We start from the raw sequence: 14,665 nt of genomic DNA on the forward strand, positions 1-14,665 counted from the left end.
CATTTCATGCAATACAAAAGGGTTAGTTTAAGCATAATTTATCAGACAAGTTATTGTTTTAGATCAAGGGATGAATAAAATTTCTAAAACTTTAGCAGTAATCAGCTTGTCCCCTCTTCCCTTACATTTTTCTGAGATTATAATCCGCACACCGTAATAAAGTATATTTCAAGGACTCATATGCGTCGTGGGCAAGAAATCATTAATCAAGAAGTGACATACTCTGAACAACAGGAGCTTGTCTCGACAACCGATTTACGCGGGGTAATTACCTACGTAAACACAGAATTTTGTAACATAGCGGGCTATACCGAAGATGAGCTATTAGGTAAAAACCATAACATAGTGCGCCACCCAGATATGCCTAAAGCCGCATTTAAAGAAATGTGGGAAAAGCTTAAACAAGGCCACTCTTGGCGAGGCATGGTAAAAAACCGCTGTAAAGATGGACGTTATTATTGGGTTGATGCCTTTGTCACACCCATTTACGAACATGGACAATTAGTCGGCTATCAATCAGTGCGTACAAAACCCTCTGAACACTTGAAAACACGCGCTACGGCTTTGTATCAAAAGATTAATGATGGCAAATCAATCGCCTCGTTTCGCGAAAATGTGTCACTAAGGCAAATAGTGTCTTTGATTATTATTCTTGCGGGGGTTATTGCACTTGGTTTTACCACATCGTTGATGACTGTATTAGCGACACTTGCCATTATTTTACTGCTTGCTGCGCTTAATTATGATGAGTTAATAGTGACTCCTTCAGCACTTAAATCACAGCGTGCAGAGTTTGATTCTGTGTCACGCTATGTGTATTGCGGTGCACACCCATTTAGTATTGCGCAATATAACCAGCAGATGCTATTTGCAAAATTACGAACAGTGCTGGGTCGCGTTAAAGACTCGACCTACTCCTTTAAGAATATCGCTACAAACTTAGATACGCAGTCATCGCTTACTGAGCAGGGTATAGCGGCACAAGGTCAGCGTTTAGGTGATATTGCGACTGCAATGACACAAATGAGCGCAACCATTGGTGAAATATCAGCAAATACGCACCATACAGCTGAAAAAGTAAATGATACATACCAAAGCTGTACAGATATCAAACTGCATATTGAAGACAATAGCGCAATGGTATCAGACCTTGCTAACCAAGTTGAACAAGCAGCAACAACCGCTAATTCATTAGCCAGTGAAGCCGATAAAATCGGCCAAGTGATGACTGAAATTGAAGGTATAGCTGAGCAAACAAACTTACTTGCCTTAAACGCCGCAATTGAAGCTGCCCGTGCAGGTGATCATGGTCGAGGTTTTGCTGTCGTTGCCGATGAAGTGCGTGCACTTTCTTCACGAACACAGAACGCCACTGCGCAAATTCATAGTTCAATTAAAGAAATTCAAGATACATTATTTAGTTGGTCTAAAGTAATGCAGTCAACTAAGCAACAAGCTGATAGTTGTGTTGAAACAACCACACATACTCAAGCTGAGCTTGCGAGTATATTCGCACAGATAAATGAAATATCTGGTTTGGCGACCGAAATCTCTACCGCAGCCGAAGAGCAACAAGTTGTCAGTGCAGATATACGCGAAAACGTTGAAAGTATTAAAGGACACAGCGAAGAGAACTTAAAGCTCAGCTATAACGTAGCTAAAGATGCCGCAGGCCTCGTTGAGGGGTCGCGCAAAGTAAACGATATGCTATTAACGTTTAAAGTTTAGTGTTTCTTAAATAAGCGATTTATTTAAATTGTTTAATCAAACACAAAAGCCGCATCATTTGATGCGGCTTCTTTATTTGCCGATATTAACGGGTTGAAAAAACCAACCCATTTTCATCTGCATCAATATGGATAATAGCACCAGGTAGGTATTCACCTCCAAGCAAGCGCTGCGCTAGCGGGTTTTCTATGGTGTGCTGAATTGCACGTTTTAACGGTCGTGCACCATAGACAGGATCAAAACCACTTTCTGCTATACGGTCAAGGGCAGCATCAGTTACCTCCAGAAGATAGCCTTTTTCGGTTAAGCGTTCACGCAGTTTACCTAACTGAATATCGGCAATTTCTTTAATATGATCATTCGCAAGTGGATGGAATACCACCGTTTCATCAATCCGGTTTATAAACTCGGGTCTAAATTGGCTTACCAACACGCCCATCACTTTCTCTTTTAGCGTTGCATAGTCGTTCGAACCAGCTTGCTCTTGGATGATGTCTGATCCTAAGTTTGAGGTCATAATGATCACCGTATTTTTAAAATCAACGGTACGACCCTGTCCATCAGTTAAGCGGCCATCATCAAGCACTTGTAAAAGTATATTGAACACGTCGGGGTGCGCTTTTTCTACTTCATCAAGCAAAATAACAGAGTATGGACGACGACGAACAGCTTCTGTTAAATAGCCACCTTCTTCATATCCAACGTAACCCGGCGGTGCTCCCACTAAGCGTGCCACTGAGTGTTTCTCCATAAACTCAGACATATCAATACGCACCATGGCATCTTCAGTGTCAAACATAAAACTTGCAAGCGCTTTAGTAAGCTCTGTTTTACCTACCCCTGTTGGGCCTAAGAATAAAAAAGAACCTATTGGGCGGTTTGGATCAGCAAGCCCTGCACGTGACCGACGAATTGCATTCGCTACAGCAACCACGGCTTCATCTTGGCCAATGACTTTGTGATGAAGTTGATCTTCCATTTGCAGTAGTTTTTCTCGCTCGCCTTGCAGCATTTTAGAGACGGGTATACCTGTCCAGCGCGATAAAATTTCTGCAATTTCATCTTCACCAACTTGGTTTTTAAGTAAGCTCATTTCTTGCATTTCTGCTTGCGATGCAAGATCTAACTTGCGTTCAAGTTCAGGAATACGGCCATACTGTAATTCAGACATCCGTTGTAAATCACTTGCTCGGCGCGCGACTTCTAAGTCTAAACGAGCTTGTTCAAGCTCCGCTTTAATCACTTGTGTGCCTTGCAAAGAAGCTTTTTCGGCATTCCATACTTCATCAAGCTCACGATACTGCACTTCAAGTTCAGCTATTAGCTCTTGCATTTCAGTACGACGCTTTTGACTTGCTTCATCTTTTTCTTTGGCAAGTGCATTATCTTCGAGTTTTAACTGAATAATACGACGCTCAAGTTTATCAAGTGACTCTGGTTTAGAGTCAATTTGTAAACGAATTGACGAGCCCGCTTCATCAATCAAATCAATCGCTTTATCGGGTAACTGACGATCGCTAATGTAACGGTGCGATAGCTGCGCCGCTGCAACAATTGCCGGATCGGTAATATCAACAGAGTGATGTAGCTCGTAACGCTCTTTTAAACCACGAAGAATCGCGATAGTGTCTTCTACCGATGGCTCTGCTACGAATACCTTTTGAAAGCGACGTTCAAGTGCTGCATCTTTTTCAATGTATTGGCGATACTCGTCAAGCGTTGTGGCTCCCACACAGTGAAGCTCACCACGTGCAAGAGCAGGTTTTAACATGTTCCCTGCATCCATCGCACCATCAGTTTTACCTGCACCAACCATGGTATGAATTTCATCAATAAAGAGGATTACTTGGCCCTCTTCTTTGGCTAATTCATTTAAAACTGATTTTAAACGCTCTTCAAACTCACCACGGTACTTAGCACCCGCAACTAATGCCCCTAAATCAAGCGACAACACGCGTTTGCTCTTGAGCCCTTCGGGTACCTCACCATTAATAATACGTTGTGCTAAGCCTTCAGCAATGGCTGTTTTACCCACGCCTGGCTCACCAATTAACACGGGGTTGTTCTTCGTACGACGTTGTAAAACCTGAATGGTACGGCGTATTTCGTCATCGCGGCCAATCACAGGATCAAGCTTACCTTGCTCGGCACGCTCAGTAAGGTCGATGGTGAATTTTTTTAATGCCTGACGGGTTTCTTCCGCATTCGGGTCATCCACTTTTTGACCGCCACGAATAGCCTCTATGGCCGCTTCAATTTTTGTTGAAGTAATATTGAGCGCTTTAAATATATCTCCAAGCGGGCCTTTATCATCGCACGCAGCAAGTACAAAAAGTTCACTCGATATATATTTATCTTTACGCTTTTGAGCATATTTATCACATAAGTTAATTAACGAAACCATATTATTCGATAGCTGTACGTCGCCACCAACGCCTTCTACTTTAAAAAGCTTTTCGATTTCTTGTGATAATTTTGTATTTAACTCGTCTGCACTCACACCAGCTTGCGCAAGGAGTGCACGAACACTAGAGCCACTTTGCTGAAGTAATGAATACATTAAGTGCACGGGCTCAATAAATTGATGATCGCGCCCAAGTGCTAATGACTGCGCATCTGAAAGCGCAGATTGAAATTTACTTGTAAATCTATCTAAACGCATGAAGGTTTACCTATTAAAAAAACTAATTGCTTAATTAATGGGTATGATATGTAGTTTGTTCAAGTAAGAGATGAAAATTTAATCACTAAAAAGTGCGATTATTTGCGCCAGATCAAGCTTGCCATTCGCCCTGTTTGACCATCTCGTCGATACGAAAAAAATAATGATGGCTGTGAGTAGGTGCAATACTCTGCGCCATAAATACCCACAACACCAAGCTGAGTGAGTTGCTGCTTGGCAAGTAAATAAATATCCGCTAAGTATTTTTCACCTTGGGCAGTAAATGCATGCTGATGAATCTGGTTTTGATCGCAAAAACAATCTTTAACATCCTGCCCGACTTCAAACTGCAAAGCCCCGATAGCAGGACCAAACCAGGCAATGATGTCAGCAGGCTCAGCCTTAAACTTACTCAGTGTATTGGCAAGAATTCCCTTCGCTAATCCGCGCCACCCACCATGAACCGCAGCAACTTCATCCCCTGACGTTGAACACAATAGCACGGGTAAACAATCGGCCGTCATGATGGCAAGCGGTTGCTGCTTTAGGCGAGTATAAAGTGCATCAGCGCTACTTACTGAATGAATATCAACGCGTTCATCAACCACCACCACATCCGCACTATGTACTTGATTTAACCACACAGCTGGGCTTGGCAATTGCCTCGTTAAAGCAGTGCGATTTGCCTGCACAGCTTGCTCATCATCACCAACATGAAACCCCACATTAAAGCTATTAAACGGTGCCTTAGATACCCCGTTTTCACGAGTTGTACTGAGGGCCCCAATAGTGTCAGGGGCAGTCCATGTTGGCGTAATCATAATGTTTAATACTCAATATTTGGATTGGCTTTCGTATCAGCTCGCAATGCTTCTGTCATAGCGGCCATATCGTCTGGAATAGGCGCCTGCCAAGTCATTAACTCACCTGTGATAGGGTGCGCAATTGACAATTTAACCGCATGCAATGCCTGACGTTTAAAGTCTCTCAGCATTTGAAATAGCTCTGGCGTTGCGCCTTTCGGTGGACGTGGGCGCCCGCCATATAACTGATCACCAACCAGTGGATGGTTTAAATACGCCATGTGCACACGAATTTGGTGAGTACGGCCAGTTTCTAGGCGTAAACGTAAGCGTGTGTGTGCACGAAACTTTTCAGCAACACGGTAATGAGTCACCGCAGGTTTGCCCATTTCATGAACAGCCATGTGAGTACGTTTTGTTGCATGGCGGCCAATTGGCTTTTCAATCATACCGCCTGCCGTCATAGTGCCATTACAAATTGCTTCATATTCACGTGTGAAGTTTTCACGCTTTTGCAGTGCAGACACTAAGTGCGTTTGCGCAGGAATTGTTTTTGCTACCACCATTAAACCTGTGGTGTCTTTATCAAGACGGTGCACGATACCTGCACGCGGCACGTTAATTATATCGGGGTAATGATGAAGCAAGGCATTCAATACTGTACCGTCTGGATTACCAGCCCCTGGGTGTACCACTAATCCCATCGGTTTATTGATTACTAATATATCATCGTCTTCATAAACGATGTTTAATTTGATATTTTGTGCCTCGTACTCGCGCGGTGCTTCAATGGTTGTTTCAACACTGACCAGTTCACCACCGAGTAATTTTTCACGCGGGGTGTTTAATATTTCACCATTCACGGTGATTTTATCATCCAAAATCCACGTTTTTATACGTGAACGAGAATAATCAGGGAACAATTGCGCCAATACTTGGTCTAGACGTTTACCGCCAAGGTCAATTGGAACCTCGGCTTGGAGAGAAATTTGCTCTGACATTAGTAACTTTACCCAATTTACCAGTGCAAGCTTTGCTCGACTGGGTTAGAATCGCTTTAATTAGCATTGTATGTATAGTTTACTCGGTTTTCCTCACTTGGCCTAGCCGAAGACATCGAAGGTAATAAATAAAATGATAAATAAAATAGGGAAACGTGCGTTCGCCATTGTTTTTTCAGTTTCATTACTTGGCCTAGGAGCCTGTTCATCTGCTCCTGATCAAGAAGATATTCAACGCGTTCCGAATAAATCTGCACAAGCTTTATATGAAGATGCGAAACAAACGTTAGATTCGGGCCTTTATGCACGAGCTATTGAGTTATTAAGCGCTATTGATTCACGCTATCCATTTGGTCCACTATCAAAACAAGTACAAATGGATCTCGTGTATGCACATTATCAAGCAGGCAATACTGAACAAGCTCTCGCAACAATTGACCGTTTCATTCGTTTAAACCCAAATCACAAAGATTTAGATTACATGTACTACATGCGTGGCTTGGTTAATATCAAAGCAGACAAAAACGCATTCCAAGAATACTTTGGTGTAGACCGTGCGGATAGAGATGCAAATCGCACTCGGGTTGCATTTACCGATTTATCAACCTTACTGAAACGTTTCCCAAATAGCGTTTATGCGCCAGAAGCGAAAAAACGTTTAGTATGGTTACTTAACAAAATGGCGCGTTATGAACTAAAAGTAGCAGAGTACTATTACGAGCGTGAAGCTTATCTTGCCGCTGCAAACCGAGGTAAATATGTCGTTGAACACTACTCGCAAAGCAGTTATCTAGATCAAGCATTAGAGATCATGGAGAAAAGCTACGAGAAGCTAGGTTTACCTGGGCTAAGTGCGCATGCTAAAGAAACGCGCGAAGCAAATAAGCGTAAATAACCTAAGCGCTGAATAAGCATTAAAAAGGCGCCAAATTTGGCGCCTTTTTTACAGTGTGTGTGACTGCTATTTCGTTAAATTGCGTCTTCATCTTCTTCTGCGGTACGAATACGCACAACACGCTCAACATCTGTGACAAATATTTTACCATCACCAATTTTGCCCGTTTGTGACGTTTTAACAATCACATCAATGGCTCTATCTACGTCTTCATCACTTAGTACAATATCTAGTTTTACCTTGGGTAAAAAATCAACCATGTATTCAGCACCGCGATAAAGTTCTGTGTGCCCCTTTTGACGGCCAAAACCTTTAACTTCACTAACCGTCATCCCGGTGATGCCTACCTCTGATAATGCTTCTCGAACATCATCAAGCTTGAATGGTTTAATAATTGCTTCGATTTTTTTCATTTTAAGGCTACTTATTATTTCTTGATTGCCTCGATTTTAGACAATACGGCTCTCTATAGCAAACAAAGCTATGAAATACGGTGATAAAATCAACAATCATGATATTATTAAATAAAGTATTAAAAGTAGAGACAACAATGAAATCATTACAAAAGGGCTTTACACTCCTCGAACTGATGGTCACCATTGCAATCGTGGGCATTGTGGCTGCCATAGCACTGTGGGATAGCTCTGATTTGCTAGAAAATGACCGCGCCGAAAGCTACTTACAAGAATTAAAGCGCAGTATTAGCTTTGCACGGGCAAAAGCCACCAGTAGCGATGCAATTGTTGTAGTCTGTAGTGGAGCAACAGCTAATATTGAGAGTAATACAGAAATGAATTGCTCTAATGATTGGGACCAAGGCACGGTCTTTGTATTTTTTGATTCAGATCAGAATGGCAGTTATAACCCTGCTAATGGCGATACCACTTTGAGAGTCCTCCAAGAAATCCCTAAAACGAGTAAACTGAGTTTCAGTGGCAATAACGCACTTATCTTTGATACTAGCGGTATGATCACCTCTGATCCAGGTACCTTTACTTTTTGTCCTTCTGGCGCAAATGATAACAACAAAGCATTGCAGGTATTTAAATCTGGCACTGCTTTATACCTAGGTGATACAACAAATACCTGTGATTAAGCCCCATAATTTGACACCATTTTAGGTCCAGCTATAGTTAATTAAACTGTCACAATTTGGAGTCTTCACGGATGGAGACCTTAAACACGTTGCACCATAGAAATGGTGCAACACTCATTGAAAGCTTAGTGGTGCTATCAATAGTCGCAATACTTATGAATATTGCGCTGTTTGAATATAAGCCTTATCTAGCTAAAAGTCGCCTAGAAAACCGCACTCACTTAGTTAAACGCGCATTAAGCGTAAGCCGCCATAACGCAAAAACCCACAGCACATACGTTACTTTTTGTGGGCTACAAGAAAATCAATGCAATCGAGAGCATTGGCACAAAGCACTCACCGTATTTGTCGACAGGGGCGATATTGGAGTGCTTGATGAAGGTGATACTATTATTTGGGAACTTGAAGCAGTCGATAAACTTGATATGCTAACTTACCCCCGCCATTCAATCACATTTCGTTCAGATGGCATGCCTGTGGGATTTAATAATGGCACCTTTGTGTACTGCCCTGAATACAAAATAGCAAGCCTTAAAGGGCTTGCTATTTCAATAAGCTCTATTGGGCGTACTCGGCTAAAAGACACCAACAAATGCCAATCCTGATATTTCAATTATTCAATGAGGGATTACTTACCCCAGCAGGTGCTCGCACTCGCAGAGCCCGTTGAGGTTTTTAATCCTGTATCTGAAATAGTTAATGTTGCACATTCACCATCTTGCAAAACGGGTCCTGCTGCAGGTGTGGCAGTAAACGCGAATGTACCGGCACTGTTATCGACAACAACTGAAATTTTATAAAAATTATTCTCAGTTGTAGCACTGACCCCTAAGTTAGCCAAAGTTGTTGTATACTGCCTGTTATCGACAAAGAACTGCTCTTGCTTATTGGCAGCATCAAGTAATGCAGTAATGGCTTCTGTTCTGGCAGTGCGTTTAACATGCTCAAAGTAACTTGGTAACGCAATACTGGCTATAATGCCTAAAATTGCCACGGTAATCATCAGTTCGATTAAGGTAAACCCTTTTACTTTATTAGTTACTCTTGTCATTTACTTCTCGCTTATAAATATAGGTTTGCTGTGTTTTAAAACCAAAACCAATCGGAGTTGCATCATTAACCAGTTGTATTTTTCCATCTTTAACCGTTAAACCCGGACCTTGTATTTCTTTCACTTTAAAGGGGTTTTGCTCGCCTTTAAGACCTGGTCCTATGGTTAAGAACTGACTCATCTCTTTGACTTTTTCGTCTGTATCCTTAATCTCATCTGGGTTATCAGCATCCGGGCTTCCATCACAAAAACCATTGTTATTACTATCAACACAGCTATCACCAACACCGAAATAAAGCTGAGGTGTATCAGGTACATCATTTGAGGTCGTAAATTTTAGACTATCATACACTTTTGTACCGTAGTGTAAGTGGAACGCATATAATCCCCCTGAGCCTCCCGTTAATGAACACTGATTCGCTGTTTCTGTTGAAGAAGCGGGTGCGTAACTGGTGAAATAAGCGACTCCTCCAATAACCGTACTTGCTGCCAGTGATTTTTCACCAGCCATTGGAAGGGTATAATACCAACCATGGTATTGACCTAATTCAACTTCTAAATCGGTAAATTTATCTACACTATCAAGTGCATTACCAAACGGGTCAGCATCCATATTCATTAAATTAGCCTGGGTGATCGCCGCTGGAATCTCATCGCTTTGGAATGAGCGCGTCACTGTATTGATATCGCGGATCATAAACAATTGATCACTCGTTGTGGTGCCCGTTGGTTTAGAGCGATTCCCACTACCTAGTAATACTGCATCAAAGGGGGTATCAATACGTGTTTTAACCGACTTACCATTTACGTCTGTTTCAGAGACCTTACTAAACATTGTTCTCGCAACCATCGGTTTATAAAAGAAACGACGATCTTGAGATGCAAGTGCACTGCCTAAACTCGCAAGTTTAAAGTGTGTCCAAGGACTTTCTGTGCTCGTTGGGCTATTTGAAGGCATATCAATACGCCATACATCACCGCCTGTGTCGGATGCATATAATCGATCAGTGTAACCGTCATAATCAGAATCCAAAACACTAATATCAGAAGCAATACTGTGTTTACCTGCAAAGCCATTTTCACTCGACGTTAAAGCCCACACTTTTTTGCCGCTCTGTGCATCAACAATATAAATACCGCGCCCTTTTGTGTCTTCAGTACGCAGAACATTGTCTTTATTGGTGTCGTACCCTGCACCAAAAACAAGCAGTGGTCGATTTTCATACCCTTTTAAGTTAATGTATGTCACCGTAGGTTTAGACCATGATTGCGCAAGTTCTTTAAAGTCTCCCGTTCCACCAATAATCGGTCCCCCCCACATGAGTCGAGGTGAATCTGGGTTTGTAATATCCAGTCCATAATAATTATTGCCGCCACGTCTTAAGCCAAAAAACGCCCAAACACGATCAGTGCCATTTACAACTCCATCACCATTTTTATCATCAAAGAACACAGAAATAGGTCCATCAACACCATAGACCTTTGATTTTTCTTGATTCTCTCGTAATGGTTTAATAATTTTGTATAAGCTACTGGGTATAAAAGCCCAGCTTTCTTTTAATACATCATTTTTATCTTGAAAAAAGTGTAGGTAACCTGCATTGGTGCCAATTAAAATGCGCACATCATCATTACCGTAATCAATTGTCACAGGTTTTGAGTGCAGAGGATCACCAAAAATATCTTGTCGTTGATCACTGGTACTGCCATCACCGTCTTCATCATCCACATCTATTCCTCGGCTCCACTTAATCGTTTTATCTAACTCGGTCGATAAGAGCCCAAGAGTCAACGAATTGACACTTGTTGCTGTAGTTAAATTAAACTTTAACGCTGCCGCTAAGTCGCCACCTAGTGCCGAGGAAACTGCAGATTTAGTAAAATCAACTAATCCAGCGCTCCCGGCATCGGTATAAATGGTCCGCGATGAAAGGTTAGAGAGCATCAAATTAGCCCCACCTTGTTCTACGCTATTCCCATCTGCACTTTCATTTACAGGCAACCAAAACGTTTTTGCCTCATCGTCAATCAGGCCATCTTCATTAAGTGCTGGTTTACCGTTTAAATCAACAATTTCATCACCCGATACTTTTAACTTTTTGAGGTTTCCTCGCCAACGAGCGCCTTCTTTAGGAAAAAACATCGCGTAATAAATACCATCACGACTACGTGTTTGGTCTACATTATTACTGGCAATGGACGGTGATGTGAAAGTATCATTCACTTTTCTTATAGCCGAAACAGCCTGATTCAACGCTTTTACCAACTCTTCAGGAGTGCCTGCCACTAAATGTTTGCCTCCACCGTAGGTTTCTGAGGCTGCTTTCAATAAATTTTGGCCCTCAGCACTCATACCAGAGCCAAAACCAATGGTGTAAAGACGCCCTGTTTCATGAATATCAGGTGTGGCAGGATATAAATCTACTTTTATATCTTTTGTACCATGTATCACCTTGGCTAATTGGTGAAGATAATTATTGTAAATATAATCATTTCTCCCCAAAGCATTACCAAATAATGAGTTGTGTTGATTACTAATATCTGTATCACTGTCATTGTCATTATCTGTAGAGGGGTCTCCATCAGTCATGTAAATGATATTAACGGAGTTATCACATCGTTTGGCTTCTGCGACGCTATCAGCAAAGGGAGAGATATATGAATAAGTAAAATTATCTATCCAGACATCTTTACAACGATATCCTGACCAAGTCCATCTACACTCCTGCTTTTTTATCGGATTATTTATTGCTGATTCAATGCTAGTGTCTCTACCATTTACATTTTGTGCGTATAACAAGTCTTTGCCTGTTATATATAAGTAAGCTTCCCAGAGTGTTTCAGCCAGTGGCGTGCCTCCGTTGGCAGGTAAGTTCGAAATAGAATTTTTAATTTCAGATGCAGGGCTACCAATCCCTTTTAATACATAACCACCACTTACTTCTCTGTAACGCATTAACCCAAAGTCAATATCCGGATTTGTATCAATTAATTGATTCATTGCATTTTTTGCTGCAGCCAAACGGCTATCACTACAGACAATCCAGCCATTACGATCTTGCCCACAATCATCACCTGTTGTAGAGGAAAATGCCATACTTCCAGAGGTGTCAAAAATAAGTAAAACACGCGGTTTTTCATTTTTGCTAACATTGTAGTTAACGTATAGCTCAATGTCTTCAGCATACACTGCAGTAACCATACAGGTTACAAAACCAGTCAGTATACTGCGCACTAACGTTTTCATTTTCATCATGAGTCTCCGTTAACGGCCTGAATTACGGCCTACCATCTCTTGAGCAACACCCGTTGTGATTGTGAGTGTGTGATTACTTTTAGAGCCATAGGTAATTGACGTATCTATTTGCAACATGTTGCATGACACACCCGCTGTAAAATTAAACTTGCGTGGACAAGGAATATCACTCGGGCCGTTATTTAAATTAACCATCGAACTTGATGCATCGCCAATATTCCCTAAATCATGAACTCCGCCAGGTATTGCTGATGCTCTTTTAAAAAAGGCACTATTTGCCCCTGCAGCAGCTTGGTTGGCTATTACGCGCTGTACCGTGCCAATTAACTCATTTTCTGCAGCTTCACGTTCTTGTGCTGCATTGGTGATTTTAATGTCAATACTACTGCTACTCATGAGAGTAACTGCAATGCCTGTAACCGCGACAACCATAATAAGAGCAACAATTAACACAACGCCTTGTTGTCTTTTTGCTAACGTTATATACGCCATAAATTAGCTCCCACATTATTTAAGCGAATAGTCGTGGTAAACAATGCTCGACGGTAATTATCAGTAAAAGTTAGCTCTCTACTACTTTGATCTTCACCCAAGGTATACGTTTGATTTTGAATATTTAAATCGCCATCTGGGGTAAGCGCTCTGACTAATAGGAAAACTTGCACAGTTAAGATGCCATGACGGTTTTCCCAATCAGTATTCGTCATTTGGTTAATACTTTTATACGTATCAACACGACTATTATTGGTTGTATCGAGACCAAATACAAAATGCATGTCCTCAACACCTTCCATTATCGTTTCTGTAACCATGCCTGAGCCTGGTTTTAAACGTCTGCGCATTAAAACGGGCACAGTGACAGGTTGGTCATTTATTGTGTAATTTTGCTCTGAGATATAATAAACGTGATGACGATAACGCCACACAGTCGCGTTAACATTAAGTGAGGCACCATCAATTGGCCCTTGTACAAACTGAGCTCTTTCTTGTTCGGCAACAAAGTAATAACTGCCAGCACCTGTATCATCAGGTCGAATTTGCAAACCTTCAAGAAACTTTAACTGCAGAACATCTGTATTTTTTTTAGCGTTTTTTATGCAGCCTAATGCATCACCAGTCGCGGTTAACACTGCATACACCGAGCGAAAGTTACTCGTAGCTGTTTTAACCGGGAAACTGCCATTGTTAAGCCCCTGAGAACAATCGGGAGTAGGATTAGCGGTTGACTCTGTATTTGCTGGCGAAAACGAGTCTTCATAAAACGTTCCCCAAAAGCCTATTTGCTCAATATCACGTTGCATAATATTAATCGCTAATCGGCCTGTTTCTTGTAACTCACCAATTGTCATGGTGTCACGCGTGGTCACTTTCATACTAATATAGGTGAACATAACGCCACCTAAAACAAGTCCGCCTATAAATAGCGCAACCATCATTTCAACTAACGTAAATCCTGCATGCTTTCTCATATCAAGACCTTAAGTAAATATAGCTTTCAAGTACAATTAAACGACGCTTATCATTGGCTGCACCGCATTCAATTGCCGACGTACCTGCATTTGCTTTAATTGCTTGTCGACCTTGCCAACTGATCACCACGTTAATATTAAATTCACTTGCATTACCCGCTGCGACAGGCGTGCTCTTGATACACACCGTTGCATCATCTAGCGCCCCGGTATTTTCACGCGCTTGGATAGCCCGCACCCATTGCTGTTTATCAAGGGCTGCAAGTTGCTGAGCATTACACGCTGCGTTGTAGCATTGTAAATTGGTATTTAACGCAGTGTCACTTGTGAAAGTGCCATTATAGAGGGCTGCAAATCCTGTGGAATCGTTTGCTCGCATCCGTTGAATAATATCGTTCCCTAACGCCACCGCTGCAGCACGCTGCATTGAATCAAAACTAGCTTGCTTAGCTTTTGCCTGCAGCGCTACAGCGCCTAACAACCCAAAGCTTAAAATCACAAAAGCAATAAGTACTTCAACTAAGGTAAAGCCTTGAACATGTGAATGCCGTGTCATATTAAAATCAGCTCATAGATTTCCATACAATAAGCATAAAAGGACAATAATAAATAGCAATGAGGGTTTAGATGAACGGTCAAATTAATTGATAAGCGGTCCGTACATACCGACTAAAAAGCATCGAAAATTGGCACCGTAAAACTGT

Annotated in this window: 13 protein-coding genes; 4 read left to right on the forward strand and 9 right to left on the reverse strand. The window is 41.6% G+C overall.

Features of this window, described 5'->3' with window-relative positions:
- The first annotated feature begins 180 nt into the window (after positions 1 to 180).
- The gene (locus H3302_RS10630) at positions 181 to 1,728 is read left to right on the forward strand and encodes a PAS domain-containing methyl-accepting chemotaxis protein (protein ID WP_036967088.1); all 1,548 of its coding nucleotides are present in this window, start codon (positions 181 to 183) and stop codon (positions 1,726 to 1,728) included.
- An 85-nt stretch (positions 1,729 to 1,813) separates the two neighbouring features.
- Here H3302_RS10630 and clpB read toward each other — a convergent pair whose 3' ends face one another.
- The 3 genes from clpB to rluD form a co-directional block, all read right to left on the reverse strand.
- Positions 1,814 to 4,390, reverse strand: coding sequence for an ATP-dependent chaperone ClpB (gene clpB / locus H3302_RS10635; RefSeq protein WP_118844454.1), 2,577 nt, complete (start codon positions 4,388 to 4,390; stop codon positions 1,814 to 1,816).
- 98 nt (positions 4,391 to 4,488) lie between these two features.
- Positions 4,489 to 5,211 (reverse strand): peptidoglycan editing factor PgeF, encoded by a 723-nt coding sequence (gene pgeF, locus H3302_RS10640; RefSeq protein ID WP_180310976.1) that lies wholly within the window; start codon positions 5,209 to 5,211, stop codon positions 4,489 to 4,491.
- Between the two features lie 5 nt (positions 5,212 to 5,216).
- Positions 5,217 to 6,194, reverse strand: coding sequence for a 23S rRNA pseudouridine(1911/1915/1917) synthase RluD (rluD, locus tag H3302_RS10645; RefSeq protein WP_036967080.1), 978 nt, complete (start codon positions 6,192 to 6,194; stop codon positions 5,217 to 5,219).
- Positions 6,195 to 6,327: 133 nt separating this feature from the next.
- Here rluD and H3302_RS10650 point away from each other — a divergent pair, with 133 nt between their 5' ends.
- Positions 6,328 to 7,089 (forward strand): outer membrane protein assembly factor BamD, encoded by a 762-nt coding sequence (locus H3302_RS10650; RefSeq protein ID WP_065978560.1) that lies wholly within the window; start codon positions 6,328 to 6,330, stop codon positions 7,087 to 7,089.
- A gap of 74 nt (positions 7,090 to 7,163) precedes the next feature.
- Here H3302_RS10650 and glnB read toward each other — a convergent pair whose 3' ends face one another.
- Positions 7,164 to 7,502, reverse strand: a complete 339-nt coding sequence (gene glnB, locus H3302_RS10655) for a nitrogen regulatory protein P-II (protein WP_036967074.1) — start codon at positions 7,500 to 7,502, stop codon at positions 7,164 to 7,166.
- Positions 7,503 to 7,639: 137 nt separating this feature from the next.
- On the opposite strand from glnB, the gene H3302_RS10660 reads away from it, so the two are divergent.
- The gene (locus tag H3302_RS10660; RefSeq protein ID WP_036969138.1) at positions 7,640 to 8,185 is read left to right on the forward strand and encodes a GspH/FimT family pseudopilin; all 546 of its coding nucleotides are present in this window, start codon (positions 7,640 to 7,642) and stop codon (positions 8,183 to 8,185) included.
- Positions 8,186 to 8,256: 71 nt separating this feature from the next.
- The gene (locus tag H3302_RS10665; RefSeq protein ID WP_036967071.1) at positions 8,257 to 8,790 is read left to right on the forward strand and encodes a GspH/FimT family pseudopilin; all 534 of its coding nucleotides are present in this window, start codon (positions 8,257 to 8,259) and stop codon (positions 8,788 to 8,790) included.
- Positions 8,791 to 8,813: 23 nt separating this feature from the next.
- Here H3302_RS10665 and H3302_RS10670 read toward each other — a convergent pair whose 3' ends face one another.
- The 5 genes from H3302_RS10670 to pilV are packed head-to-tail and all read right to left on the reverse strand — an operon-like array spanning position 8,814 to position 14,517.
- Entirely contained in the window at positions 8,814 to 9,236 is a 423-nt protein-coding gene (locus H3302_RS10670) for a type IV pilin protein (protein ID WP_036967068.1), read from the reverse strand.
- Entirely contained in the window at positions 9,220 to 12,483 is a 3,264-nt protein-coding gene (locus H3302_RS10675) for a PilC/PilY family type IV pilus protein (protein WP_405127520.1), read from the reverse strand. The genes H3302_RS10670 and H3302_RS10675 overlap by 17 nt, the downstream gene beginning before the upstream one ends.
- A gap of 18 nt (positions 12,484 to 12,501) precedes the next feature.
- A complete protein-coding gene (locus H3302_RS10680; RefSeq protein WP_036967062.1) occupies positions 12,502 to 12,984 on the reverse strand; it encodes a type IV fimbrial biogenesis protein PilX in 483 nt (160 codons plus the stop codon).
- Positions 12,972 to 13,961 (reverse strand): PilW family protein, encoded by a 990-nt coding sequence (locus tag H3302_RS10685; RefSeq protein ID WP_036967059.1) that lies wholly within the window; start codon positions 13,959 to 13,961, stop codon positions 12,972 to 12,974. The genes H3302_RS10680 and H3302_RS10685 overlap by 13 nt, the downstream gene beginning before the upstream one ends.
- A 1-nt stretch (position 13,962) precedes the next feature.
- Positions 13,963 to 14,517, reverse strand: a complete 555-nt coding sequence (gene pilV, locus H3302_RS10690) for a type IV pilus modification protein PilV (RefSeq protein ID WP_036967056.1) — start codon at positions 14,515 to 14,517, stop codon at positions 13,963 to 13,965.
- Positions 14,518 to 14,665 lie beyond the last annotated feature (148 nt).

It is taken from the genome of Pseudoalteromonas sp. MT33b (genome assembly GCF_014117385.1).
Lineage (GTDB): Bacteria > Pseudomonadota > Gammaproteobacteria > Enterobacterales > Alteromonadaceae > Pseudoalteromonas > Pseudoalteromonas lipolytica.

Bases quoted from the DNA above. Each gene is read 5' to 3' on its own strand.
- H3302_RS10660 (WP_036969138.1), top strand. From the start codon at position 7,640: ATGAAATCATTACAAAAGGGCTTTACACTCCTCGAACTGATGGTCACC.
- H3302_RS10675 (WP_405127520.1), bottom strand. From the start codon at position 12,483: ATGAAAACGTTAGTGCGCAGTATACTGACTGGTTTTGTAACCTGTATG.
- pilV (WP_036967056.1), bottom strand. From the start codon at position 14,517: ATGACACGGCATTCACATGTTCAAGGCTTTACCTTAGTTGAAGTACTT.
- H3302_RS10630 (WP_036967088.1), top strand. From the start codon at position 181: ATGCGTCGTGGGCAAGAAATCATTAATCAAGAAGTGACATACTCTGAA.
- rluD (WP_036967080.1), bottom strand. From the start codon at position 6,194: ATGTCAGAGCAAATTTCTCTCCAAGCCGAGGTTCCAATTGACCTTGGC.
- H3302_RS10685 (WP_036967059.1), bottom strand. From the start codon at position 13,961: ATGAGAAAGCATGCAGGATTTACGTTAGTTGAAATGATGGTTGCGCTA.
- H3302_RS10680 (WP_036967062.1), bottom strand. From the start codon at position 12,984: ATGGCGTATATAACGTTAGCAAAAAGACAACAAGGCGTTGTGTTAATT.
- H3302_RS10650 (WP_065978560.1), top strand. From the start codon at position 6,328: ATGATAAATAAAATAGGGAAACGTGCGTTCGCCATTGTTTTTTCAGTT.
- clpB (WP_118844454.1), bottom strand. From the start codon at position 4,390: ATGCGTTTAGATAGATTTACAAGTAAATTTCAATCTGCGCTTTCAGAT.
- H3302_RS10665 (WP_036967071.1), top strand. From the start codon at position 8,257: ATGGAGACCTTAAACACGTTGCACCATAGAAATGGTGCAACACTCATT.
- H3302_RS10670 (WP_036967068.1), bottom strand. From the start codon at position 9,236: ATGACAAGAGTAACTAATAAAGTAAAAGGGTTTACCTTAATCGAACTG.
- glnB (WP_036967074.1), bottom strand. From the start codon at position 7,502: ATGAAAAAAATCGAAGCAATTATTAAACCATTCAAGCTTGATGATGTT.
- pgeF (WP_180310976.1), bottom strand. From the start codon at position 5,211: ATGATTACGCCAACATGGACTGCCCCTGACACTATTGGGGCCCTCAGT.